This is a genomic window from Pseudomonas sp. Fl4BN1 (assembly GCF_009908285.1).
GTDB lineage: Bacteria > Pseudomonadota > Gammaproteobacteria > Pseudomonadales > Pseudomonadaceae > Aquipseudomonas.
Map to the genome: position 1 here is coordinate 327,349 of NZ_JAAARM010000003.1, position 24,688 is coordinate 352,036.

The window sequence follows — 24,688 nt, forward strand, 5'->3', positions numbered from 1 at the left end:
GCTCAAAGGAACCCGAGGATGAACGCCGGGCGTCTCGCCAGCGATTGCATGACCGCGTCGCTTGCATTGATGAACCGCTTGCGCTTGAGCATGTCGTTGGCCTGAAGCCGGTTATCTCAGTGCATCATCATGCTGTGGTCCGGCGCATTCAGCGCCCGGGCTTCGGCTTGCACCTTGATGGTTTCCTTCTCGCCCTTGGCGTTTTCCACAGTCAGGGTCAGTGGCACTTTGTCGCCGGCTTTGATCTGCCCGGTCAGCTCCATGAGCATCACGTGGTAACCGTGGCTGTCCAGGCTGACTTTCTGCCCGGCCGGCAGGGCCACGGCGTCCACTTGCTGCATGCTCATCACATCGTTGTGCATGCTCGACTGGTGGATCTGCACGTTCTTGGCCACGGGCGATTGCACCGCGATCAGCTTGCTGTCAGTGCTGGCAGTGAGGTCCATGAAGGCGCCGCTGGCGTGCTGGCCGGGCACGGTGGCACGGACCCAGGCGTTGTCGACCTGGGTCGCGGCGCTGGCAGTGCCGGCCAGGCCCAAGAGGGAGATCAACAGCAGAGCGTGCTTGATACGGGATGGGCGTTGTGGCGAATTCATTAACAAACCTCCATGACAGTGAGCAGATCTTGCGCGCACTCTTGGGCGTTGAGGGATTGGGACAGGCCCAGGCGCAGGGTGCCCCGGGAGTCGAAGACGAAACTGGTGGCGGTGTGGGACAGGGTATAGGTCGAACCGCTGGGAATCTTTTCGTAGAACACGCCGAATTCCTTGGCGGTGGCCGCGGTCTGTTCCAGGGTGCCGTACAACGCTTCGAAGCTCGGGTCGAATGCCTTGACGTAGGCATCCAGCACCTCAGGCGTGTCGCGCTCCGGGTCGAGGGTGATGAACACCACTTTCAGCCGGTCGCCATCACGGCCCATCAGCTTCTTGGCCTGTGCGGCACGGGCCAGCGTAGTGGGGCAGACCGCCGGGCACTGGGTGAAGCCGAAGAAGATCATCGGCATCAGGCCACGGTAGCTGGACAGCGACTTGGTTTCGCCCTGGGAATCGGTGAGTTTGAAGGTCCGGCCGAGAATCTGATTGCTCAGGTCCTTGCCGTATTTGAAGGACAGTCGGGGACTGTTGTCGCAACCGGCGAGCAGGCCCAGGCCGAGGACCCCGGCGCTGGTGAGCAGGGTGCGGCGAGTCAGCAAAACACTCATGAAATAACGCCCTTTGAACAGCCAGACAGGCAAAAAACCCGCGCATGGTAGCAAACAGACGAAAGCCACGGCGGGCTAATTAGACCAATGCCTGCGGCTATCGGTCGCAGTCCGGGGCTGGCGGATTCAGCCAGGTTCGCGCTCGGGAGCCTGTAATTGACGCAGCCACGAGGCGATGTCCTGCACCGCATCCGCCATGCGACTGCGGCCATCGGCGTCCATCAGGCGGTGGTCGAGCCCGGGATAGAAGTGAAACGCCAGGCCCGGTCGGCCCGCTTGGCGCAGTTTGCTGATCATGCTCGTTACCGCCAGGACCGACACCGACTCATCGGCCGCCGATTGAATGATCAAGGCCGGGGTCCGAGTCGCTTGCAGCAACGCCAATTGATCCAGGCGCAACACCTCCTGCCACCAGCGGGCACCATGCCCGCTCACTTGCAGGCCTTCCGGGGGCTGATCGCGCACTTGCCGGGTAAACGCCAGCAGGCTCGCGCGCGACTCGCTTTTCTGCGCCGCCGACAATGGGCTGACGGCCACGCTGTGCAACAGGTCGTCGAGGAACCATTGGCCGCCGCCATTGAAGGCCACGGTGGCGTCGATCCAGTTCGAACGGGCCGCCAAGGCGTGAGCGATGACTGCACCTTCGCTGCCACCCAGGGCGACGATGCGCGTGTAGGCGTGGCTTTTGCGCAGTTGACCGATGACCGCCAGCAGGTCCTCCACACGTTGGCTCGGGCTGTCGTGCTTGAGGTAGGACGCTGGGCAATCCGCGCGCTCGGCCTCATTGCTGTAGGGCAACCTGGCATCGAGGCCGTACTTCTCCACGGTCAACACGTCCGCCTCGGGCATGGCCTGAGCCAGATGCCGATAGACACTGGGGATACGCGTCACGCTGTTGCAGTCCGAACCCTGGATGATCAGCAGCAAGGCCTTGGCTGATCTGGCCTCGGTGCGCTGCAGCAGGTAGTAGGCGATCTGTGAGCCGTCGGGCCGGGCCTGGCGCTGCTGCGCGGGCGTCGGCAATAGCGTATCGGCCTGGGCCAGAGCGGCAAGGATCAGCCACCCTGCTGCCATCCAGCGCACGCCGCGCTTCAATTTTCCACCGCCGCCATCTGCACCAGTGCCCGGACGGCCGCACGGGTGGCCAGGGTCAGGGGCTTGGGCAAGCGATCCAGTTCGAACCAGGCGATAGCGCTGTGTTTCTGCGGCTCACAGTTACGTGGCTGCATGGCCGGGGCTGAAGCCAGGTACACCGGCGACACCCAATGTTCCTGTCGCTCGGGGTCAATCTGGTCCACCACGCACAGCAGGCTGACGCCCTGCAGCGTCAGCCCTAGCTCTTCGAGGATTTCCCGGCGCATGGCCTGTTCCACCGGTTCCAGCCAGTCGACCTTGCCGCCGGGCAGACCCCAGCAGTCGGCTTCGGGATCGCGCCGGCGCTTGACCAGTAGCAGTTGACCATCGCGGACGATGGCGGCGCCGCACCCCAGGCGAGGCTGTTGTGGCATGGCAATTCTCCTTGGCGGCGCAGGTGTAACAGGCGCTGGAGGTTGCCCGGCGGCCTGCTGAGCGATCCGACACTATCGACTGCCGAGGATGACAACAGAGTGTTGCTTTGTTGCTTATTTGTAATTTTCTTTATAGCGCGCGAAGCCTGCGCCGCCTGTTCAATGGCGCAGCAAAGTGGCCGCGATAACCACCAGGGCCAGGAGGATCAGGATCCCCCCGGTGACTCTTTCCAACCAGGGCAGGACTCGAGAAAAACGCTCACGCACCGTCGCATTGCCAATGGCCAGCGCCACCAACAGGTCCCACAGCAGCACCACGCTGAACATCCACAAGCCGTAGATCAGCTTCCAGGCGGGGCTGGTCTGGTTCCCCACCAGAGACGCCAGGCTGACATAGAACAAGGCGTTTTTCGGGTTGAGGATGCCCGATACAAAGCCCATGCCCAGGCCGCGCCACCAAGTGGCAAGGTTCAATGCCCGGGTTTCGCCGGGACTGGCCACACCGGCCAGGGAACTGCCGCCGGCGTGGCGGATGAACAGCCAGCCCATATAGAGCAGATAGCCACACCCGGCCAGCTGGATCACCAGGAACAGCTGGCTGTCCGGGCGAAACACCGAGACCCCGCCGAAGGCCAGGACAATAAACAGACCGTTGGCCAGGGCGATCCCCAGGCAGGCACCGGTGGCTGGCTTCCAGCCTGAGGCCATGGACATCCGTGCCACCAGGAAAAAGTCCGGGCCGGGGGAGAGCAGGGCGAGAAAGTGCGCGGCGGCAACCAGCAGAAACTGTTGAATCATCGGTAAGACTTCCAGAGACCTGAGTGGCTGGAAGTCTGCTGCGCCCGGTGATCCGGGTATTGAAGAAAATTGCGCGGCCCTAGGCTTTGTACCGCCCCGGAGTGACACCGACATGGGCCTTGAATACCCGCTGAAAGTGCGCCTGGTCGGCAAATCCCAGACGCTGGGCCAGGGCCGCCGAGGCCTCTCCGGCCTGCAGCGAGGTCCGGGCCTGGATGATCCGCTGATTCAACTGATAGGCGTGGGGCGTCATCCCGGTCGCGCTGCGAAATGCGCGGATCAACTGATAGCGACTGATACCGGCCAACTCTGCCAACTGCTCCAGGGGGCACATGGCCTGTGGGTCCTGCTGCAGCAGATCCATGACCCGGCGTACGCCGTTGCTGGCCCGGGCCGGATCGGCCGCCAGGGCAATCACCGGTTGGCCGCGGGCTGGGAAATCGCCGATGAACTCGATCAGCGCAGCTTCCTTGTCCTGCCAGCTGGCGCTGGAAAACAGCAATTGGTTGAGTTGGCTGAAGCGCCGGTACAAGTCGTCATTGTGGCTCAGCAGCACCTGGCACAGCGGCGTCGATAGGCCCTGCCGCGACTCCTGGCGGATGTCCTCGACCCAGCGGGCCTGCAGATGCAGCATCTGGTAGCTCCAGGCGCTGTCGGCCTGGGGGTTGCAGGCATGGGCGCAATCGGCTGGAACAAACACCACACTGCCGGCCCGGATCAGGGTCGGCCCCTCGGCGCCACCGCTGAACACACTGACCCCACGGTCCACGGCACCGATGGATACCGTCGGGTGGCTGTGGGCCTTGTAGTTGGCGCGGCTGTCACAGGCCCGGCGACTTTCGACGTAAGGCAGGTTCGGGTCACGCCAGAATTGCGCTGTGGGGGTCATGGTGCAGGTCTGCGGTAAGGGGAGCGGGAGGTAGGCTAACAGGCAAGACTGTACGGGGACCAGTGTGGGCCGGAGCAGGGTGCTCGCCGGCCAGTCGGCGCCCCTGGGAGTACGGCGGGGAAAAAATCCGGCTCGGTTAGAACGTTTATTTCTCCGGGTTATGTAAATAGCTGTTTTTCACATATCCACAGCAGACGCAATGACGCTGAAAAGCCATTTCCATCCGCTATGAAATACAGGTCGCTGCTGCAACGGACATTCTCGGCTGCGCCACGCTGAAAAGCGGGTCGCGACAGCCGTCGCCGCTGCAGGACCGGCCCCTTGCCGATCCTGCGGCGCTGCTTAGAATCCGCTCCATTCGCTTCATCCAACTATCGATACTTCAGGGAACAAGATCATGCTGAACGCCATGCAGATGCCAATGAACAGCGCCATGCCGATGATGCCAATGATGGGTATGCCGATGATGATGGCGACCATGAGCTGCGAAATGCTCGAAGACGGCATGCAGTGCAAGATGATGCCGGCCGCGGGCATGGACATGGCGATGTTCAAGAACAGCGCCGAAATGCTGCAGATGATGATGAACTGCGGCATGCCGATGATGATGCACTGCGCCAACATGAGCATGCTGTGCATGTCCCAGGCGGCCATGGCCATGCCGATGATGAACATGATGATGCCCATGCCGATGGTGGGTATGCCGATGCCCTCGATGAAGTGCGTGATGGAATGCACCCTGGTGGCCGACGGCATGCTGTGCAAGCTGATGCCCATGGCCGGCATGAACATGGACATGATGCAGAACAGCTGCACCCTGATGATGAAGATGATGAACGATTGCAGCATGCCGATGATGATGAGCTGCAATGGCATGCCGATGATGTGCTGCACCTGCTAAGCCAGCAACGGCTTCACGCAAAAGCCCGGCGGGGATGACTCCCCCGCCGGGCTTTTTATTGCGTGGGCCGATCAGTCCAGGCGTTCGGGGTGGGTCACCACCAGATAGGCCACGGCCTCACTGTCTGCCGGGTTGCGATAGCGATGGGGCTGATCGGCATAGAACAGGATCGAATCGCCCGGCGACAGCAAGTAACGCTCCTCGTTGACGCTGATTTCCAGCACCCCCTGGGCCACCACCAGATTCTCCTGGACGCCCGGCCCGTGGCCTTCGGAGCGGTCTTCACCCAAGGGCGCGATGCGCAACTCGTAGAATTCCGATTGGCGTGCCACGTCGAAGGGAAACAGCGCACGGCTGACGAAGGCGCCATTGGCACTGACCAGGCGTTTGCTCTGGCTCGCCGTGAGCAGCGCCACGCCCTCGAAGGCCCGATGCTCGAGAAAGGCCGCCACCGAAACCTTCAGGCCCTTGGCGATTTTGCACAGCACCTTGATCGACGGCACGCTGCGTCCGGACTCGATCTGCGCCAGCATCGCCCGGCTCACGCTGCACTGGCGGGCCAGGGCATCCAGGGACAGGTGGCGTTTGCCACGCAAGCGCAGCAGGTTCTGTGCAACCCGCTGGCTGATGGGGTCTTCGTCCTGTGCATGCAGGGGCACGAGGTCCAGCAGCGACGAGGCATCGCCGGCCAGAAAGCGCGAGGGGTCCTGAGCGTTCACCCGTGGCAGGGCTCATTGCCGTGCTGGGCCTGGGCCCATTGCCCGGCCTGGCAGGCGGCATTGCGCGCATAGATTTCCCACATCAGTTGTGCCCGTTGCTGAGCCTGTTTGCGTTTGCGGTAGCGGGCCAGGTCGATGAGGTTGTCAGTCGGCTGCATGGTGGGCACTCACTGTGATGACGAGGAGTCTCGGGTGAGCTGAAGAGTACGTGGATTTTCATATAGCCATAAATAATCAATATTCATTTATTAATTCTTTCTGATTCTATAAAAGGCCGATTTCGACTGGATCCGACCAATGATTCAAAAATATTTTTAAATGTGTATTTTGAATTCGCTGGAAATGTGCTGCTATCGCGTACCTCCTGGCTGCCCGTGCGCAGCGGTAATTGCTCTGAAATTTGGCTGGAAAGGGATGTCCTGCCGTTTCTCGTGACTTCTCGATCACGGCCATTACCCGGCGATCTGCATCGCCCTACCTGCGAGGAATAACAATGAACAACCTGAATCGCCTGTTTGTCGCCAGTACGCTGATACTGGCTTGCGCTGCTGCATCGTCCGCAGTGGCTGACCCGCACTTCACTCCCGTGGCGAGTTTCCAGGGGCATGGCACCATTCGTTTGCAAACCCCCGCGACCCTCCAGCAGACAATCGTCTGCAACATCAACATCGATGGCTCGGTCAATCCGCTGAACAGCGCCAAAATCACTTCGGCCAGGTTCTCGGGCAGCTCGCCCTTTTGCTCACTGCTGGTGGCCAAGAGTCTTTCCTGGCCGATGTACATGGACAGCCAGCTCAGCGGTGGCATTTCGGAGATGGGGCTGGCCCTGACCGGGACCTCCTCGAACTGCGGAATCAATACCATCCGTATCCAATGGAACAATGCCTCCTCCAGCTTGAACGCCTCCAACCAGTCGCTGGGGGGCTATTGCAAGCTCATCTCCCTGGATGTGGCGATTTTGCCGTTGCTGACGGTGGTGAATTGATCCCCGGTCGCTGTTAGCCCAGTTGCACCTGCCCCGGGACCTTCGGTCCCGGGGTTCTCGACGCTGCCTGCTGTGCGCTGCAGGCGGGGCAAGTTCCAGGCTCTCTTAGCTTATGCAAAAAGAGAATTTCAGGATGGTCTGTAAAGATCGTTATGGTCTATATGAATCCCCTGATCCCTGCCCAAGGAACCGCCCCATGAACCTCTCACGACGCCTGCGCGAATTGCTCGTCAGTGCCTTGCTCGTCACTCCCCTGGCCCAGGCCGCCGAGCCACTGGAGCTGAACGTCGGCGACCAGAACTACTACAACATCCGTGCCTCGGTGGAGGCTTCCGGGGTACTCGAAGGCGCGCCCTACAAGGTGCAGTGGAAACATTTCCAGGCGGCCGCGCCCCTGGCCGAAGCCTTGAACAGTGGCGCCCTGGACCTGGGCTTTCTCGGTGATTCGGGCTTCCTGTTCCTGGCGGCCAAACAGGCGCCGGTGAAGCTGATCGGGGTCTCTCGGCAGAACCCGGACACCATCGCGCTGCTGGTGCCCAAGGACTCGCCAGTGAAAACCATCGCCGACCTCAAGGGCAAAAAGGTTGCCTATTGGCCCGGTGCCTGGAGCCAGCAACTGACCCTGCGAGCCCTGGAGCAGGCCGGCCTGCCGGAAAACTACGTGGACTTCATCAAGCTGATGCCGATCGACGCTGCAGCCGCCTTGCCGCAGGGTGGCATCGACGCCTTCCCGGTGTGGGAACCCTACATTTCCCAGCAGATCGTGTTCTCCGGCGCGCGCCCGATCCTCACCGCCAAGAACCTGATGCCTGGCCTCAGCGCTGTGGCCGCATCCACTGCAGCCATCGACAACAAACACGCGGCCATTGCCGACTTCCTGGTACGCCTGAAAAAGGCCCGGGCCTGGGTCGACAACCACACCGACGAATACGCCGATCTCTGGGCGAAAAAAGCCAACCTCGACCAGAACGTGTCTCGGCACTGGCTGCGCCAGGCACACCTGACCCTGGGGCCTGTGGACCCACAGGCTGCGGCAGACCTGCAAAGCACCGCAGACTTCCTGTTCAAGGTCAAAGCACTGCCGGCACCGCTGGCCACCGCGTCGATCATCGACCCTTCCTTCCAGCAGGCCCTGGCGGACTGAACCGCCTGCCACTCCTTGTAGCAGCCGGCTTGCCGGCGATGGCTGAGCCCCGGGCATTGGGTCGCCAGGCAACGTGCCGGGCAGGGCACTGGAAGGTCAGCAATGAGCACTCAATCCTGCTCCTATAATCCTTCCAGGCAGCCAGGCGCCGCGTCCTGGCCCAAGGAAGAGTTGACCGGAGCGTGTATGACATTCAGCGAAATAGCCTACGAACAACATGGACCGGTGGTCGTCATTCGCTTCAACCGTCCTGAGCAGCGCAACTGCATCGGACCTGTCACCCACCGTGAACTGATCGAAGCCTGGACCCGCTTTCGCGAGGACCAAAGCGCCCTGGTAGCGATCATCACCGGCACCGGCGACAGGGCGTTTTGTGCCGGCGGCGATCTCAAGGCGGCGGCGCAACTGGTGCCTTCCAGCGCTGAGGAAATCGCCGCCCATGACCGTGGCGAACGCCCGGGCATCATCGGCCCCAGCCGCTGGACCGACCTCTATAAGCCGGTGATCGCCGCAATCAACGGCGTGGCCTATGCCGGTGGCCTGGAATGGGCCTGTTTTGCCGATATGCGTATCGCCGAAGAGCATGCCTCGTTCGGCGTCACCTGCCGCCGCTGGAACATCGGCCTGGCGGACGGAGGCACCCAGCGCTTGCCGAGGATCATCGGTATGGGACGGGCCATGGAATTGATTCTGACGGGCAAGGTGATCGATGCCCAGGAGGCGTACCGTATCGGCCTGGTCAACGAAGTGGTGCCTAGCGGACGCTCGCTCAAACGGGCGATGGAACTCGCCAATGTCCTTGCCGGCCTGCCACAACCGGCCATGCGCTCAGATAAGGAAGCCGCGATTCGAGGTTACGGGCTCCCCCTTGCCGAGGGCTTGAAGATCGAAGCCCAGTGCTTCAATCGATCGGTGCATCAGCCCGAGACCCAGGAAGGTTTGCGCCAGTTCATCGAGCGTGACCATCCCGATCGCTCGGCCCGACAGCCATCCAGGACACCGGGAATTGTCAGGGACTGAGTGCCAAGGGCACGCCCAAGTCGACCTCGGCTTGGCGATTGCCGGAATTACTCCGGGTTGTCATCATGCGTGCCTTTCAACACTCAACAGGACAGGGATTGCCGCAATGCCCATTTATCTAGCAGCTGAAAGTGAACTGAATGTAGGCCAGGATCTGGTACTGGAGGCTCCCGCAGAGGAAGGCTCGTTGGTCGTAGTTTTTGAAGACGATGGGCACACCGCTTACTTCTACGCACTGGATACTGCCATCGCCGACAACCCGATTCACGATGCGCTGCATATCTACAACGTTGCCGATGTTTCCGACAACGACAAGCCATCGGTGGTGAAAATCGGCTGGTCCATCGACCACCGCAAGGCGGTGCTGCTGATCAACGATTATCCCCACGCGGTATTCGATTTCGACGCCAGGCAGGGATATTGCAGATCCGGCTTCCCACCGCAGATGGGCAAAGGCTGGTCCGAAGGCGGTCATCAATGGGACGACGCCGCGCTCAATCTGTTTGCTTGATGACAAGCCTGGCATTGCCAGGCTTTTTTCATGATTTCAATCGAAGCGGAAGGTGTTTTTCCGGGAAGACTTCAAGTTTTAGTTAAAACGCTTCAATCCAAACGCTGATTATCATCGTCAGTTTTCTGACTCAGACTTCGTTCGTGCCTCCACGCTCTCTGGAGCAAGAAACGAGCGGTCTATGCCAGTCAGTTCTGCAACACCCTGCTGCCAATGCTTAACGGACGCTGCGCTATGACGCGGTTGTCTGCCACTTCATCCCCAGCCGGTGCGGCCGTTCATTCAGCCTTGGCCTGTTGCCACCTGCTGCTGCAACTGACCCAGGAGCGCGCGCCGCAAGCCGCCCCCCCGGCCCCAGCCCCGCCGCTTGACCTGCGCCGGGCGGTCAGGGATTACGCACGAACCGCCGGCGTCGAACTACGCCTTGAACGCCTGGCATTGACCAGGCTGACCCCGAAGATGGTGCCCCTTGTCTGGCGCAACCGGCACGGCGATTTCATCCTGCTGGCCCGGCTCTCTGACACCCAGGCACTGGTGCAGCGACCTTCAGTGCAGACCCCTGACGTGATGGACCGTGCGCAGTTGGCCGAGCAGTGGAGCGGGGAGGTGATTCGTCTGCGTCAGGGCGGCCTGCGTTTCGATCTGTCCTGGTTCATTCCGGAGCTGCTGCGCCACCGGCGGGTCTTGGGTGAGGTATTGCTCTGCTCGCTGTTGCTGCAGGTACTGGCCCTGGCGACCCCGCTATTCTTCCAGGCGGTCATGGACAAGGTCATGGTGCACCGGGCGCTGTCGACTCTCGACGTGTTGGTGATGACCTTGGTGGTGGTCGGCCTGTTCGAGGTGCTGCTCAAGGGCTTGCGTGAATACCTGTCGGCGCACACCACCAATCGCATCGATATCGGTCTTGGCGTCAAGCTGTTCCGCCATCTGCTCGGCCTGCCGTTGCTGTACTTCAAGCAGCGTCAAGTCGGCGCGATCATCACTCGGGTCCAGGAGCTGGACAGCATCCGCGAGTTCCTCACCGGTTCTCTGCTGACCCTGTGTGTCGATGTGGCCTTCACCCTGGTGTTTTTCGCCGTCATGGCCTGGATCTCATGGCCGCTGACGCTGTTGGTGATGTTGACCCTGCCGCTGTATGTGTTGCTGGCCTGGGTCAGCACCGGCCCGCTGGAGAAGCGCATCGAGCAGCAGTTCTACAGTGCCGCGCGCAACACTGCCTTTCTCAATGAGACCGTGAGCAGCAGCGAAACCATCAAGAGCCTGGCAGTGGAGCCGCGCATGCAGCGGCGCTGGGAATCGCAGACCGCGGAAATGGTCGAGGCCGGGTTCGCCAGCCAGACCCTGGGCAGCGCCATCAGCCAGGCGGTGATGCTGCTGCAGAAAGTCACCGCGGTGGCGGTGATTTGCTGGGGCGCGAGCAAGGTCATCGACCTGCAGATGACCATCGGCCAATTGATCGCCTTCAACATGATGCTGTCCCACGTCAGCCAGCCCATCGCCAAACTGATCGACGTCTGGCAGCAGTTCGTCCGGGTGCGGGTATCGGTGGACAAGCTGGGGGACATGCTCAACCTGCCGGTGGAGCAGGCCGAGGGCGACCGCCCCCCAGAGCAGCCGTTGCGCGGCGAGGTGCGCATCGAGCAGTTGGCTTTCCGCTACCGTCCGGAACTGGCGCTGGTGCTGCGCGGCCTCGACCTGCATATCGCCGCCGGACAGACCCTGGGCATCGTCGGGCCGTCCGGCTCGGGCAAGAGCACGCTGACCCGCCTGCTGCAGAAGCTCTACACCCCTGATGCCGGGCGCATCCTGATCGACGGCCAGCCTCTGGCCGAATTGCCGCCGGCCTGGCTGCGCAGCCAGATCGGCGTAGTGCTGCAGGAAAACTACCTGTTCAATCGCAGCGTGCGGCACAACATCGCCTTGCGCCATCCCACCGCCTCCCTGGAAAGCGTGATCGACGCTGCGCGCCTGGCCGGGGCCCATGACTTCATCCTGCGCCTGCCCCTGGGCTACGACACGGTGCTGGCCGAAGCCGGCAGCTCGCTGTCCGGTGGCCAGCGGCAGCGTATCGCCATTGCCCGGGCGCTGATGGGCGACCCGCGCATCCTGATCTTCGACGAAGCCACCAGCGCCCTGGACGACGAATCCCAGGCGCTGATCCAGGACAACATGGCAAGCATCGCCCAGGACCGCACGGTGATCATCATTGCCCACCGCCTGTCGGCGGTGCGCCATTGCCAACGGATCATCGCCCTGGAACAGGGGCGCATCAGCGAGTCGGGCAGCCACCAGCAACTGCTGGCCAACGGCGGTTGCTACTCGCGGCTGTGGGCCTTGCAACAGGCGCTGCGCAAGGAGGAGGCATGATTTTCGGCTCACTGCTGCGCACCTTGCGCCGTGCCCGTCAGCGCCTGGGTCAGGCGCCGGCGCTGCTCAAGCGCAACCGCGACGAATACGAATTCCAGCCCGGCTACCTGGAAATTGTCGAGCGTCCGCCGGCGCCCTGGGCGCGGGCCACGGCGTTGCTGCTGATCTTCAGCATCCTCCTGGCCCTGGGCTGGGCGATCCTCGGCTTTCTCGACATTCATGCCAGCGCCGCCGGGCGCCTGATGGTCTCCAGCTACACCAAGGTGATCCAGGCCCACGAGGCTGGGGAAGTGCGCGCCATCCATGTGCGCGACGGGCAGCGGGTCAAGGCCGGCGAGGTGCTGGTGGCGTTGAACCCGATCGGCATCGACGCCGAATTGAGCGAGCTGCAAACCCAACTGGACTTCAAGCGTCTGGAGCTGGCCCGGGCCCGGGCACTGCTGACCCCGGAGCCATTGCACAGCTATCAGGTGCCTGCGGGGCTGGATGCACAACAGGCAGCGGCGGCCCGGGAGCAACTGCTCAGTACCTGGAAGGAAATCAGCGCCAACCTCGACAGCCTCAACGCCGAGATCGCCATCAACCAGGCCAGTCAGCAGGCCCGGGGCAGCGAGATCAGTGCCCTGGGCAAGCTGGCGAGCAATGTCCGCAAACGGCTCCATGCACGCCGGGCGATGGCCGCCGAGCAACTGATGCCCCTGGTGGAATTGCTGGAGCAGGAGAAGGAGCAACTGGACGTCGAGCGTTCACTGGCCCAGCAACAGGCCGAGTTGCAGGTGCTCAAGGCCCAGGCCAGCAATCGCCGGGAGCAGCGCGACAGCTTCCTGGCCCGGACCCAGCGCGAACAGCATGAAGCGCTCAACCGCAGCCAGCAGGACATCGCCGTGCTGGAGCAGCAGTTGATCCGTGGCCGCGACCGCCAGCGCCTGCAGACCCTGCTGGCACCGGTGGACGGGGTGGTCCAGCAACTGGCGGTGCACACCCTGGGCGGCGCGGTGCAGGCGGCGCAGCAGTTGCTGGTGATCGTGCCCGAGGGCGCCGAGCTGGATGCCGAGGTCATGGTGCTGAACAAGGACGTCGGTTTCGTTCGGGCCGGGCAGCCGGTGGAGATCAAGGTGGATGCGTTCCCCTATACCCGCTACGGCACCTTGCGCGGCACCGTGGCCCATGTCTCGGGGGATGCCATCAAGGACGAGCAGCTGGGGCTGGTGTTCCCCACCCGCATCCGCCTGGAGCGCGCGGCAATCGCCGCAGGGCAGGGCTGGATGCCCTTGCAGGCCGGCATGAGCGTGACCGGCGAGATTCGCACCGGTGAGCGGCGGGTGATCAATTACCTGCTGAGCCCGATTCGCGAGTATCAATCCGAAGCGTTGCGGGAGCGTTGAGCATGACCACTGCCTGCAACCCCGCCGACGAACTCTTGCCGACGTTGCTCGACACCGGCCTGCACTCCCTGGCCTGGGCCGCCCGGCGTTTTGATTTGAGCATCAGCGTGGCGCAACTGACGCACCGCCTGGGGCGGGTCGAGGGCCTGGCCGACAGCCTTGACCTGCGGCGCTGCGCCGGCTGGATCGGCCTGCGCGCCCGGGCCGTGAACAGCCAGGTGCAGCGCCTGGACCACCTGCCGTTGCCGGCCCTGCTGGAAACGACCAACGGCTGGGCGGTGCTGGACGCGGTAGAAGGTGACCAGTTGCGCGTCTACTGGCCGCTGCTGGGGCAATGCCAGACCCTGTCTCGGGCGCAACTGGCCCAGCTCTGGCCGCCCCAGGGCCAGGTGCTGTTGCTGGCCGAGCAGCATGTGCAGGCCAAGGCCCAGGGGTTTGGGGTGTCCTGGTTCCTGCCGTCGATCCTCAAGCACGGGCGGCAGTTTCGCAGCGTGCTGCTGGTGTCGCTGATGTTGCAAGGGGTGGCCCTGGTGACCCCGTTGCTGTTCGAGAACATCATCGACCGGGTGCTGGTCAGCCGCGGCCTGTCGAGCCTGCAAGTGCTGGGCATCGCCATGCTGGCCCTGGCGCTGTTCGAGCCGCTGTTCGGCCTCTTGCGTTCCTGGCTGTTCAGCAATGTGGCGAGCAAGATCAACGCCGAGTTGTCGGCGCGCCTCTACCAGCACCTGATCCAGTTGCCGCTGGGGTATTTCCAGGGGCGCCAGACCGGCGAGATCATCGCCCGGGTCGGCGAGATGCAACAGATCCGCCAGTTCCTCACCGGCTCGGCCTTGACCCTGGTGCTGGACCTGGCGTTCTGCGGGATGTTCATCGCGGTGATGTATAGCTACGCGCCGTTGCTGACCTGGGTGGTGGTGGGTTCCCTGGCCCTGTATTTCCTGTTCTGGCTGTGTGTGGGGCCCTTGCTGCGCAGCCGCGCCTTGCGCGAGTACGAGTTGAATGCGGCCAACACTGCCTTCCTCACCGAGGCCGTGACCGGCATCGAGACCATCAAGACCGGCGCCATCGAAAGCGGCTTCCAGCAGCAGTGGCAGCGCCAACTGGCGGCCTATGTGCGGGCGGCCTTCCACACCCGCATCGTCGGCATCTGGGCCGGGCAGGGCATAGGCCTGATCCAGAAACTCACCTCAGCGCTGTTGCTCTGGTGGGGGGTGATGCTGGTGCTGGACGGACAGTTGAGCCCCGGCCAACTGGTGGCCTTCAACATGCTCGCCGGGCATGTGGTGGAGCCGATCCTGCGCTTGGCCCAGGTCTGGCAGGACTTCCAGCACACCCTGATTTCCCTGCGCCGCCTGGGCGACATTCTCGACACCGAGTGCGAAAACGGCAGCGGTGGCCTGGCTTCGGTGCCGGCGCTACAGGGCGGGGTGAGTTTCCAGGGGGTGCGCTTTCGTTACCAGGAAGACGGCCAGGAGGTGCTGCGTCAGCTCGACCTGGAGATCCGCCCGGGGGAGTTCGTCGGCATCACCGGGCCTTCCGGTTCCGGCAAATCGACCCTGACCCGGCTGTTGCAGCGCCTGTATGTGCCGCAGCACGGGCGGGTCATGGTGGACGGCATCGACCTGGCCATCGCCGACCCGGTGGCCCTGCGCCGCAACATGAGCGTGGTGCTCCAGGAAAGCGTGTTGTTCGCCGGCAGCGTGGCCGAGAACATCCGCCTGTGCCGGCCCCAGGCCAGTGATGCCGAGGTGCAGCACGCCGCCCGCCTGGCGGGGGCGGCGAGCTTTATCGAGGCCCTGGCCCAAGGCTACGAGACCCAGGTAGGAGAACGCGGCGGCCAGCTCTCCGGCGGCCAGCGACAACGCATTGCCCTGGCCCGGGCCCTGCTGACCAACCCCGGGATCCTGTTGCTCGACGAAGCCACCAGCGCCCTGGACTACGAGTCGGAAGCGGCGGTGATGGCCAACCTGCAGGGCATCGTCCGCGGCCGCACGGTGATCAGTGTCGCCCATCGCCTCAATACCCTGCGCCATGCCGACCGGATTCTGGTCATCGATCAGGGCCGGGTGCTCGAACAAGGCACACACCAACAGCTGCTGGCCCTGGACGGGCTCTATGCCCGGCAGTGGGCCCTGCAGATGAAGGACTGACCCCACCGACGGCAGGAGGATTCACCCACCAGTCATGTCTCCCCACCCCGCATTCCCCTAGGCAGCCTTTCGCAACGCGAAGGGCTTTGCTCAAAACAGACAAAGGATCACTGCAATGGCTTCCATGTCCAAGGACTTCACGCGCCTGCTCAATTCCCTGATCGATCAACAGATCAAGGCCGCCGGGCGCCAAACCGAATGGTTCAACATGAGTGCCGACGAGCGCGCCGCGTACATCGGCGAGGTCGGCGAGCGCCTGCTGGATATGCAGCAGAGCACCCTCAGCGTGCTGGCCGCCCAGCACTTTCAGATGCAGGACAACCCGGTCTCCCTCGGCGACCAGTTGCAGACCCTGCAACAACGGCGCAAAGAGATGAACGCCATCGCCGACACCCCGGCCACCAGCGCCTACAAGCAGCAGCTGGACCGCGACATTCTGTTGTACAGCCGGCAGGACGCGGCCGTCAGCCGCTATGACAAGACCTGGACCAAGGCCCTGGGCGTGCTCGGCTCCGCCGGCGGGAAAAAACCCGACCTGAAGGGCCTGACCGCCGATGGGCCGGCCAAGCAGGGCAAGCTCGCCAAGCGGATCAAGGGCCTGGAGCAGCAACTCGAGGTGCAGGTGGCCGACACCACCTTCAGCCAGACCTACGTGAACCTGTTCTCCGAGTTGCAGGCCTACAAGGAGGTCAGTGCCCGCTACGACGCCTTGCTCAAGGCCGCGCCCAAGCAGCAGGCCGCGAGCCTCGCAGCGCTGGCCAAGCCGCCCCGGGCTTCCGACGATCTGCCGGTGAATATTTCCCTGCTGATGATGGAAGAACGCCCGGGCTACATCCGCATGAACGTGGCGCTGGTCAATGCCAGTACCGACGGGCGCTTCAAGGACTTCTACCTGGACGGCGGGCGGCTGGTGGTGCCCACCGATGGGGTGCTGAACTTCTCCTTCGGCACCGCGGCCCGTTCCCTGGCCTGGCAGCAACAGTACCGGCTGAAGAACGAGCCGCCGTCCATGCGCTCACCGACCTATGCGCCGATCCGCTCGGTGCTGGTCAAGACCGGCTTCGTCGAGCAGTACTTTGCCCACCACCTGGTGTCGGAAAGCTCGTTGCGCGAAGGCTTCAAGGCCCAGGTCCTGAGTGACGGCCACACGCTGCTGCTGACCAGCGTCGATCGCAAGGTGCCCAACCAGGTCGGGGTCCAGGTATCGGGCCAGTCGCCGAGCACCAGCGTCCGCCGCGAAGTGCCCCTGGGCAGTGCCTTGAGCGAGCTGATCAACCAGAACGCCGACATCACCAGCTTCCAGACCATCGGCCTCGAAGACTTCCGGCAGAACAGCTACCAGCCGGACCGCGACGGGGTCTTCGTCAACATCCACGAGCTGGAACGCTCGGTGGGCTTCACCGAGCGCCAGTACCTGCTGGAAATGCCCCAGGGCGGCGAGTTCCGCGCCGCCACGCCGTTTGCGCTGATGAGCGTCGACGGCGACAAGGTCAGCAGCAGCCACCTGAGCAAGGCCCAGACCAAGGCCCTGTACCAGTACAACGCGGCGTTTTTCGACAAGCTGGAACAACTGCGCGACGGTGGCACCGAGGCCAGCCGCCTGTTCGAAGGCAGCAGCGAGCGCGCGAACTTCATCCAGCAACTGAGCCGCCTGCTGGAGCGCAACCACATCACCCCGGCCGGGGTGCTGATGCCGCAACACATCCGTGCCAACCTGCGGGATATCAAGGGCAACAACCTGAACAAGGTGCTCTGGGAGCAGTCCTTCGCCGCGTCGGTGTGGCAGAGCCGGGATAGCGACGGGCTGCTGTTCGGCCTGGCCGACAAGCTGGCCCAGACCCCGGCGCTGGCCAAGGTCCTGCAGGGCGGTTATGTGCAGAGCGACATTGCCCAGGCCAAGCTGTTGCTGGCACCGCTGTATGAGCAATGGCGGGCGCAGGCGTTCGAGACAGAAACTCAGCGGGTCGCCACTGCCAACGCCGAACAGCACCCTGGCAACCCCAAGGTGCATGTCTTCGATCAGGTGGCGGTGGAGCGCGCCCTGGACAGCAAGCTGCTGAACCTGTTGTTGCGGGGCCCCGCAGGGCTGGAGGCGGGCGATGCCCAACTGCGCCCCGGGGTCGAGGCGCAGTTGGCCGGCGACCAGGGCCGCAGCCTGCGCAAACAGGCGCTGTTCCATGCCCTGCGGCCGGCGGCCGACAGCTTTTCCAAGGCTGCGGCGCCGGTCAATGGCCACCCCGAGCTGGCACCGCCCACCGGCGCCGACAAGCTGATCCTCAACACCCACCCGGAGCAGGCCCAGGCTGCTGCCACATCGCTGATCGAGGACGACAAGTACCGCAGCTACAACCAGTTCCGTCCCGACCCGGCGAATCCCGCCAGCCGCTACATGAGTGACCTGGACACGCCGTTCGTGGGCGGTATTTCCGGAACCACCCAGACCGTCAGCAACGTCTTGCCGGAGTTGTTCGGCGGTGCCCTGAGCGTCAAGCAGTACTGGCAGTTCCAGATGGCCAACGCGGCCTTCATGATCCGCAACGGCTATCACTCGTTCTTCGAGACCCTGTATGTGGCCGCCCGTTATGAACCCCAGGGACCGGACAGCATTGGCCCGGACATGCTGCAGATGTTCGACCGCTACCGTGCCGAGGGCAGTACCCAGGCGCTGCAGGGCCAGTTGTACGACGGGGTGATGGAGCGCGTCCTGCCGATCGTCAATCAAGGCCTGCCAGCCAGCGAGGAGTTCCATGCGCCGCGTTTCACCCGCGTCGGGCCAATGCCCGCGCTGCTGGGGCAGGCGGCCAAGGACCTGCAACTCAAGGTCGGGCTGGCGTCGCTGGGGGGCGGGGCACCATCGCGCCAGGGCAGCGCCGACATTCAGCAGTTCAGCGCCGACCCTGTACAGTTCGCCAAGACCCACACCCTCAGTGCCGAGGCCCTGGTCAAGTCGGGGCGCTTGCCGGCCCAGGGCAATGTGCAGTTGGTCAAGGTGGCGCCGAACCTGTACGAGCTCGAATACACCGAGCATGGTGCCAATGAGATTGCCGCCGCCGGCAACAGTGCGCCGGCGTATTTTCTCGGCTACAACGGCCCCAACCAGAGCAATGACGCGCCGGCCTATGTGGACATTCCCAAGCATGGCGCCGAGGGCAGCTTCCTGTTCACCGGCACCCTGTCGGGCTGCTCGCTGGTGGTGACCAGCCTGGACGCCAACACCTTCCGGGTCTACCACGACGGTCGGGTCAACAGCTCGCTGCTGTACGACAACGTGGTGATGGCCGTGGACTACAAGGACTATCAGGTCGCCGGCACCGCCGAGGGCCTGGCCGCAGCCTACATGCAGTATGTGGACGGCCAATGGCAACTGGTGTTCCAGCGCCAGGAATACCAGCGTGAAGGCCAGATGGTCTGGCCGAAGTTGCGCGACGGCGCAGAACCCCTGGCGATCCAGACCGCCGACACCCAGGTGACGGAACGCAACCGGACCGAGTTCGCCGCCTACCGCGAACAGGTGCACCAGAACCTGAAGAAAGTCGCGGCGCAGTTCGGAGTATCGGCTGACGGGGTGGCCGACGGCGTCTACCGCGACGGTGCGTTTGCTCCCGAGCATCCGGCGATCGCCGCCTGGAACCAGCTGCGCGAAGCGGTGCAGGCCAAGGTCAGCGCCGATATCCAGCAACTCTCCGAGCAGCGCTATCAGCTGCAGGAGCAGCGCCGCACGGCCGGCGACAAGGCCCTGATCGACCAGCAGATCAAGCAGATCAACCTGACCCAGGACTACTACCGGGCGCAGTACGATCCGGTGCTGCGCGAAGCCGGTTCAGTGGAAAAGACCTGGCTCTGGCAGCAGATCAAGGCCAAGGACGGCACCGGCGCGGTGGTGCGCACCGACGATACCGCGATCCAGGGCTCGGGCGAGGAGCGGGCCAGCAGCGTGGGCGAGCGTTATGCCACCGCCGAGGCCTATCAGCGGGGCGCACGGGGCACGGCCTTCAGCGATGGCCTGCGGGATTTTCGCCAGACCAAGATTCCCGGGGTGGACGACAAGATGTCGTCCCTGGAGATGAAGCGGCTGTTCCTCGACGGCCAGCTCACGCCCCAGCAGCGTGGCGCCCTGAGCGGACGCATCAGCGAGACCGCCCAGGCCGAGTACATCGACAAGGTGCTGCGCCAGACCGCGGTGTTCAGTGAAGACTTCCGCACTGCCGGCAGTGTCTTCAGCCAACTGGCGCCCCAGGACTTCTACCTGTCGCTGGTGGGCGACCGCTCCGGTGGTCGTTGCTACCCCTTGGTCCGGGCCATGGCCGTGGCCCTGGCCAGTGGTGGCGAGGCGGGGGCCAACAGCCTGGTGCAGAAGCTGTTCCTGGCGTCCGCCGACCCGCAGGCTGGCAGCTCGACCTTGCTCAAGAACAGCCTGATCCGCCTGCACTCCAATGTCGACGCGGTGCAGGCGTCGACCGAGGTGGGGCAGCTCAAGCTGTCCGAGGTGGTGGCGCGGCTGGCCGCCAGCAAGGGCACGGCGATGTACGCCCTCAATACCCAGAACCATTCGATGATGGTGGGAAGCACCTCGACCGCCGAGGGCCAGCGTTACTACTTCTACGACCCCAACGTGGGGATCTTTGCCTTCGACTCCACCAAGGGCCTGTCCCAGGCCATGCAGCAGCACCTGGTGAAGCGCAACCTGGCCGCGCACTACGGCTCGTTCGGCAGCAAGTCGTTGCCGGCCTTCAACCTGATCGAGATCGACACCGGCAAGATGGCCGAGGTGCCGGTGGGCAACGGCCTGAACGTGGCCGATCTGTCGCGTCCCGAGGAGCTGGCCGGGGTCATTGGCCAGCGTCGCCAGGTCGAGCAGGCGCTGGACGCCCGCCAGCGGGTCAGTGAAGACCTGCGCCTGGGCGCGGCACTGACCACCTTCGACGCCGAGCAGTGGGGCGCGCGCTTCGAAGCCGCCAGCACCCGCCTGGCCCGGGAGAACCAGCTGGGCAGCCAGTGGATACCGATCATCGCCACCTCCGAGAAAACCCCGGAGGGCCGCTATCAGGTGCAGTTCATCAACCGTGACCAGCCTGAGCGCACGCAATTGCTGACCACTCACGATGACACCTTTGTCGAGTTCCGCCATTTCGTCGATGAGCACATGCGGGTGTTCAATGAGCACTTCACTCTGGAGCATGGCCAGATCCGGCCCCGCGCCGGGGTCGGCGAAGCACCCGCGGTGGATGGCCTGAACGCCGGCTTCGCGGTACAGACGCTGATCCAGTGGTTTGCCGACAAGAACCGCAAGGACGCAGGCCAGGGCACGCTGTCGCCGGACCTGGCCACCGCGTTGAAGATCCACAGCTACCTGGGCCTGGCGCAGATCGGCCATGGCACCGTGCAGGATGTGGCCAATGTCACCAAGCTGGTGCAGACCGCCTTGCGCGGCGAAGCCATGGCCGCCGAAACCTCGCTCAAGGACTTTGCCTCGACCCTGGGGCACACGGTCAACGAAGGCGCGGGCCTGTTGTTTGGCGGGGCCATGGTCGGCCTGGATGCCTACGAGCTGGCGCATGCCGAGAACGATGTGCAAAAGGCCGTGTTCGGCACCCAGCTGGCGTTCGACTCGGCCAGCTTCGTCACCGGCGCGGCCGGGGTCGGCGCCGGCCTGCTCGGGGCCTCGACGGCGGCCGCAGTGCTCGGCGGTGCGGGGGTGATCCTCGGCGGCCTGGCGGTGGGTTTCACCGCATTGGCCCAGGCCTTTGGCGCGGTGGCCGAAGACGCCAAGGCGGTAGGGCGCTACTTCGATGCACTGGACCAGGCCTACAAGGGCAACGGCTACCGTTATGACGCCGAGAAGAAGGTCCTGGTACCGCTGGCCGGCGCGGTGGTCAAAAGCCTGGACCTGCGCAACAACCAGATAGGCTTCGACAGCCAGTACATCTATCGCACCCACCATGGCTCCACCGGTTCCGGGGCGATCAACTACTTCTTCTGGGCCGGGGATTTCCCGCGGATGATCCACGACCGCAGCCAGGCGATCGAGGTGCGCAGCGGCATCGGCTATCACCAGGCTTCCCAGGCGCTGGCCCACGGCGACAGCACGGCGGTGATCCTGCCGGGCACGCCCAAGTCCTACATCAGCTACGAGTACATGATCCTGCCGGGGTCCACTACCCGGCATGACACCGGCTTCGACGTGATCCGCAGGCTCGAAGAGGACCGGCGCTTCGACTACGACTTCTACATCTTCCCGAGCGAGGAGACGATCCGGCGGATTCGCCAGGAATACGTCGACACGCCGGTCGAGGTGCTGCTCGATGCCCGTGATCGGCAACTGGTGATCCCGACGCTGCCCAAGGAGCTGTACGACTACCTCAGCTATCAGATCAAGGGCGCCGGCGGGCGTTACCTGGTGGGGCTCAATGAAGGCACCCGGGTCGATCTTTCCAGCGAAGCCGGTAGCACGCCATCGCGCTGGATCATCGACAGCAGCCAGCTGGACAGCGAAACCATCAGCGTCACCAAGGGCCAACTGACGGTGGGCGGGGTGGTGGTCAAGCTCGACCCGGCAAGCAACGGCCAGGTAGTGGTGGTCAACGCCAAGGGCGAGGTGCGTGAAGTCGATTTCGCCGGCATGACGGCCCAGGTGGTGGAGGAAGACGCGAGCAAATGGCAGGTGCCGGGCCAGCGTATCGAACAGCACCTGGACGAGCTGGCCAAGGCTCATCAGTTGCACGGTCAGTACGTGGTCGTGGACAACTACAGCCATGCCGGGCGCAATGTCGGCCGGGCTTACTACGACGTTGCCCAGAAGCGCATGCTGTTCACCGACACGACGCTGGAGCAGGCGCGCAACGCCCAGTTGGGGGCGGTGATCGGCGAGCATGCCTACTTCGTCGATGCCGAGAATGCCGCGGCCTGGCGGGTCGAGATTGCCACCGGCAAGGTCGATGCCCAGTTCGCTCCGTCGTTCAACCAGAGCGCCGGGCGCATCAGCCGGTTCTGGCAGGAGGGCGACGCGGTCTACCTGGCCCGGCGTTATCAGCTCAAGGAGCGCGAGGCCGAGCTGAACTTCCGCATCCTCGGTGACCGCATGGAGTTGGTCGGGGTAGTGGGCGATGAAGCGCTGCTGCAACTCTCGGCCCGTACCGACCAGCATGGCGACATCCTCAAGACCTTGCTCCAGGGCTACCAGGCCCAGGCCACCCAGCGCGACACCCCGGTGTACGAGCTGGGCGCGCCGATGATGGCGCCGAGCACCGCGGCACTGGTGACGGTGTTTGGCCTGGACGAGGCGAAAGTCGCGCACCGCTATTGGCTGCGCACCAGCGACGGCACCCTGATCAAGCCGAACCTGGCGCCGCCAGCGGATTGGAAGCCGCCTGTGGACGCCCAAGGCAAAGCCCAGAGTGCCTGGCCGATCCCGGCGGACCTGGTGTTCGCCGGCAGCCTGCCCCAGACCGCTGGCCAGGAAGTGTTTTTCTTCTATAGCCAGCAGCAGAAGGTGCTGTTCCGCCAGCAAGGGCCGGGGCAGAAGGTCCTCGACGGCAGCCAGCCAAGCGCCTTGCGCGTGGCCACGCCGACCCTGGCCAACGTGCTGCAACTCAACGGCCATCTGCTGGCCGTGACCGAGGACGGGCGCGTGGCGCGGGTCGAGGCCACGGGCCGCCTGAGCTACGAAGCGGTCAACGAGCATTGGCTCAAGGGCCGTGCCAACTGGTGGCAGGACCTGGCCAGTGTCAACGGCAGCAACGCCACCCTGGCGGTATTCGGGGCCAAGGCCGGCGATGGCAAGACGGCGCTGGCGGTGTGGTACCACAACGGCCAGGTGGTAGTGGCTGCGGCCGAGCTGCAAGGCAAGCCGCTGCAGTTTCTCGGCTTCGACAGCGCCAGCTCCAGCGCGCGGCTGTTCGAGCCCGAGAGCGGCAAGCTGTACCTGCAGGCACCGCTGAGCCCCGAGGCACTGCAAGCAGCCTTTGGCGGCGATGAGGTGCTTGAGGCCTCGGCGCAACTGCCCACGGCCACGCTGTTGCTGCCCGAGGTGCCCCTGCGCTCGGCCGTCCAGGTCGATGCCGGGGTGCGCCTGACCACGCGGCAGGGGGAAATCCTCTTGCGCACCAATAACGGCGATGTACAGCTGGTGGCGGTCGACAAGGGCTGGCAGCAGGCGCATGCGGGCAATCTGCCCCAGGCGCTGGCGGCAGTGACCGGCCAATGGGGCGCCAAGGGCGTGCTGACCCTGCATGGCGCCGAGACCCAGGGCTGGTTCGATATCGCCAGCGGGCGCTTGTATGCCAGCAACGACATTCCTGCCGCCAGCGACTTGCACTTTATTGGCGTGGAAGCCGGATCGCCGCGCTCGGCCTACGTCTACAGCCCGACCGAGCAGGCACTGTACAAGGTCAAGGAAGGGGCGGCGGTGAAGCTCGGCCACTACGGCAATGTCGAACGTATCGGCTCCTCGCTGCTGCTGCAGGGCATGGCGGGGGCTGACGCTCGGGATGACCTGGCGCCTCCCCTGATTGCCGGGGTCGACAGCGTGGTGCTGCACGGTGGCAGTGCCGACGATACCTATCGCCTGAGCTCGGCAATGTGGGCGCACTACCGCACGGTGGTGATCGACAACGACGATCCCGGCCTGGCCCTGGATCGCCTGTTCCTGCCAGTGGCCGATGGCAACAACATCCTCGTCAGCCGCCAGGGCGAGGACGTGTTGCTGACCGACGTCGGCAGCGGCAGCGCCCTGGTGCTGCGCCAGGTGCTGGGCAACCAGGCTGCGGCGCATCGGCATCTGCAGATCGAGCTGCAAGGCGACTCATCGGTGATCACTGTCGACCATCTGCTCAAGGGCTTCGCCCAGACCGGGCTGACTCAGGGCGGCTTGTTCGAGCTGTCCTCGCGTGAGAGCAAGCCCGTGGCGGACAGCAATGCCATCGACTCGGCGGCAGCGCTTGAGGGGCCGAGCCTGGCCAAACTGAGTGGGGCCATGGCGGCCTTCGCCGACACCGGCGGTGCTCGCGAGCACCTGCCACAAAACCGTCAGGCCGCGCAGGCGGTGCTGGTGCCACCCCTGAGCTGATCGCACGGGAGTCATCACAGGAGGGGCGCAAAGCCCCTCCTGTCTC

The 24,688-nt window shown here is 64.2% G+C and carries 17 protein-coding genes; 9 read left to right on the forward strand and 8 right to left on the reverse strand.

What is annotated here, in order from left to right; all coding sequences use genetic code 11:
• Nucleotides 1–116 precede the first annotated feature (116 nt).
• The 6 genes from GV818_RS05320 to GV818_RS05345 form a co-directional block, all read right to left on the reverse strand.
• A complete protein-coding gene (locus tag GV818_RS05320) occupies nt 117–596 on the reverse strand; it encodes a copper chaperone PCu(A)C (RefSeq protein ID WP_161754698.1) in 480 nt (159 codons plus the stop codon).
• Complete coding sequence (locus tag GV818_RS05325; RefSeq protein WP_161754696.1) at nt 596–1,201, reverse strand: SCO family protein; 606 nt, start codon at nt 1,199–1,201, stop codon at nt 596–598. Before GV818_RS05325 ends, GV818_RS05320 begins: the two co-directional genes overlap by 1 nt.
• Nucleotides 1,202–1,327: 126 nt before the next feature.
• Complete coding sequence (locus GV818_RS05330) at nt 1,328–2,275, reverse strand: alpha/beta hydrolase (RefSeq protein ID WP_161775975.1); 948 nt, start codon at nt 2,273–2,275, stop codon at nt 1,328–1,330.
• 17 nt (nt 2,276–2,292) lie between these two features.
• Nucleotides 2,293–2,709, reverse strand: coding sequence for an NUDIX hydrolase (locus tag GV818_RS05335; protein ID WP_161754692.1), 417 nt, complete (start codon nt 2,707–2,709; stop codon nt 2,293–2,295).
• A gap of 159 nt (nt 2,710–2,868) precedes the next feature.
• Nucleotides 2,869–3,504 (reverse strand): LysE family translocator, encoded by a 636-nt coding sequence (locus GV818_RS05340; protein ID WP_372242051.1) that lies wholly within the window; start codon nt 3,502–3,504, stop codon nt 2,869–2,871.
• A gap of 82 nt (nt 3,505–3,586) precedes the next feature.
• The gene (locus tag GV818_RS05345; RefSeq protein WP_161775977.1) at nt 3,587–4,396 is read right to left on the reverse strand and encodes an AraC family transcriptional regulator; all 810 of its coding nucleotides are present in this window, start codon (nt 4,394–4,396) and stop codon (nt 3,587–3,589) included.
• Between the two features lie 397 nt (nt 4,397–4,793).
• On the opposite strand from GV818_RS05345, the gene GV818_RS05350 reads away from it, so the two are divergent.
• Nucleotides 4,794–5,297 carry a hypothetical protein gene (locus tag GV818_RS05350; RefSeq protein WP_178124724.1) on the forward strand — a complete coding sequence of 168 codons (504 nt, stop codon included), beginning with the start codon at nt 4,794–4,796 and terminating at the stop codon, nt 5,295–5,297.
• Between the two features lie 71 nt (nt 5,298–5,368).
• Here GV818_RS05350 and GV818_RS05355 read toward each other — a convergent pair whose 3' ends face one another.
• Nucleotides 5,369–5,956, reverse strand: a complete 588-nt coding sequence (locus GV818_RS05355; protein ID WP_372242052.1) for a helix-turn-helix domain-containing protein — start codon at nt 5,954–5,956, stop codon at nt 5,369–5,371.
• A gap of 56 nt (nt 5,957–6,012) precedes the next feature.
• On the reverse strand, nt 6,013–6,174 hold the full coding sequence (locus tag GV818_RS34060) for a hypothetical protein (protein WP_178124725.1): 162 nt from the start codon (nt 6,172–6,174) through the stop codon (nt 6,013–6,015).
• 335 nt (nt 6,175–6,509) lie between these two features.
• On the opposite strand from GV818_RS34060, the gene praB reads away from it, so the two are divergent.
• The 8 genes from praB to GV818_RS05395 all read left to right on the forward strand — a co-directional run bounded on the left by praB (nt 6,510) and on the right by GV818_RS05395 (nt 24,642).
• Nucleotides 6,510–7,001: an alkane oxidation protein activator PraB gene (gene praB / locus GV818_RS05360; protein ID WP_161754684.1), complete on the forward strand. Its 492-nt coding sequence runs from the start codon at nt 6,510–6,512 to the stop codon at nt 6,999–7,001.
• 196 nt (nt 7,002–7,197) lie between these two features.
• Nucleotides 7,198–8,145 (forward strand): ABC transporter substrate-binding protein, encoded by a 948-nt coding sequence (locus GV818_RS05365; protein ID WP_161754682.1) that lies wholly within the window; start codon nt 7,198–7,200, stop codon nt 8,143–8,145.
• Nucleotides 8,146–8,331: 186 nt separating this feature from the next.
• Nucleotides 8,332–9,165, forward strand: a complete 834-nt coding sequence (locus tag GV818_RS05370; RefSeq protein ID WP_161754680.1) for an enoyl-CoA hydratase/isomerase family protein — start codon at nt 8,332–8,334, stop codon at nt 9,163–9,165.
• Nucleotides 9,166–9,271: 106 nt separating this feature from the next.
• Nucleotides 9,272–9,676, forward strand: a complete 405-nt coding sequence (locus tag GV818_RS05375) for a DUF2251 domain-containing protein (RefSeq protein WP_161775978.1) — start codon at nt 9,272–9,274, stop codon at nt 9,674–9,676.
• Between the two features lie 234 nt (nt 9,677–9,910).
• On the forward strand, nt 9,911–12,043 hold the full coding sequence (locus GV818_RS05380; RefSeq protein ID WP_161775979.1) for a peptidase domain-containing ABC transporter: 2,133 nt from the start codon (nt 9,911–9,913) through the stop codon (nt 12,041–12,043).
• Nucleotides 12,040–13,428, forward strand: coding sequence for an HlyD family type I secretion periplasmic adaptor subunit (locus tag GV818_RS05385; RefSeq protein ID WP_161754675.1), 1,389 nt, complete (start codon nt 12,040–12,042; stop codon nt 13,426–13,428). The genes GV818_RS05380 and GV818_RS05385 overlap by 4 nt, the downstream gene beginning before the upstream one ends.
• A gap of 2 nt (nt 13,429–13,430) precedes the next feature.
• The gene (locus tag GV818_RS05390; protein WP_161754673.1) at nt 13,431–15,578 is read left to right on the forward strand and encodes a type I secretion system permease/ATPase; all 2,148 of its coding nucleotides are present in this window, start codon (nt 13,431–13,433) and stop codon (nt 15,576–15,578) included.
• A 115-nt stretch (nt 15,579–15,693) separates the two neighbouring features.
• The gene (locus GV818_RS05395) at nt 15,694–24,642 is read left to right on the forward strand and encodes a TcdA/TcdB pore-forming domain-containing protein (protein ID WP_161775980.1); all 8,949 of its coding nucleotides are present in this window, start codon (nt 15,694–15,696) and stop codon (nt 24,640–24,642) included.
• Nucleotides 24,643–24,688: the final 46 nt, after the last annotated feature.

What these genes read in the sequence shown, in the direction of transcription:
- GV818_RS05375 (WP_161775978.1), top strand. Translation starts at nt 9,272, where the DNA reads ATGCCCATTTATCTAGCAGCTGAAAGTGAACTGAATGTAGGCCAGGAT.
- GV818_RS05330 (WP_161775975.1), bottom strand. Translation starts at nt 2,275, where the DNA reads ATGGCAGCAGGGTGGCTGATCCTTGCCGCTCTGGCCCAGGCCGATACG.
- GV818_RS05365 (WP_161754682.1), top strand. Translation starts at nt 7,198, where the DNA reads ATGAACCTCTCACGACGCCTGCGCGAATTGCTCGTCAGTGCCTTGCTC.
- GV818_RS05335 (WP_161754692.1), bottom strand. Translation starts at nt 2,709, where the DNA reads ATGCCACAACAGCCTCGCCTGGGGTGCGGCGCCGCCATCGTCCGCGAT.
- GV818_RS05325 (WP_161754696.1), bottom strand. Translation starts at nt 1,201, where the DNA reads ATGAGTGTTTTGCTGACTCGCCGCACCCTGCTCACCAGCGCCGGGGTC.
- GV818_RS05385 (WP_161754675.1), top strand. Translation starts at nt 12,040, where the DNA reads ATGATTTTCGGCTCACTGCTGCGCACCTTGCGCCGTGCCCGTCAGCGC.
- GV818_RS05395 (WP_161775980.1), top strand. Translation starts at nt 15,694, where the DNA reads ATGGCTTCCATGTCCAAGGACTTCACGCGCCTGCTCAATTCCCTGATC.
- GV818_RS05370 (WP_161754680.1), top strand. Translation starts at nt 8,332, where the DNA reads ATGACATTCAGCGAAATAGCCTACGAACAACATGGACCGGTGGTCGTC.
- GV818_RS05320 (WP_161754698.1), bottom strand. Translation starts at nt 596, where the DNA reads ATGAATTCGCCACAACGCCCATCCCGTATCAAGCACGCTCTGCTGTTG.
- GV818_RS05345 (WP_161775977.1), bottom strand. Translation starts at nt 4,396, where the DNA reads ATGACCCCCACAGCGCAATTCTGGCGTGACCCGAACCTGCCTTACGTC.
- praB (WP_161754684.1), top strand. Translation starts at nt 6,510, where the DNA reads ATGAACAACCTGAATCGCCTGTTTGTCGCCAGTACGCTGATACTGGCT.
- GV818_RS34060 (WP_178124725.1), bottom strand. Translation starts at nt 6,174, where the DNA reads ATGCAGCCGACTGACAACCTCATCGACCTGGCCCGCTACCGCAAACGC.
- GV818_RS05390 (WP_161754673.1), top strand. Translation starts at nt 13,431, where the DNA reads ATGACCACTGCCTGCAACCCCGCCGACGAACTCTTGCCGACGTTGCTC.
- GV818_RS05350 (WP_178124724.1), top strand. Translation starts at nt 4,794, where the DNA reads ATGCTGAACGCCATGCAGATGCCAATGAACAGCGCCATGCCGATGATG.
- GV818_RS05380 (WP_161775979.1), top strand. Translation starts at nt 9,911, where the DNA reads ATGACGCGGTTGTCTGCCACTTCATCCCCAGCCGGTGCGGCCGTTCAT.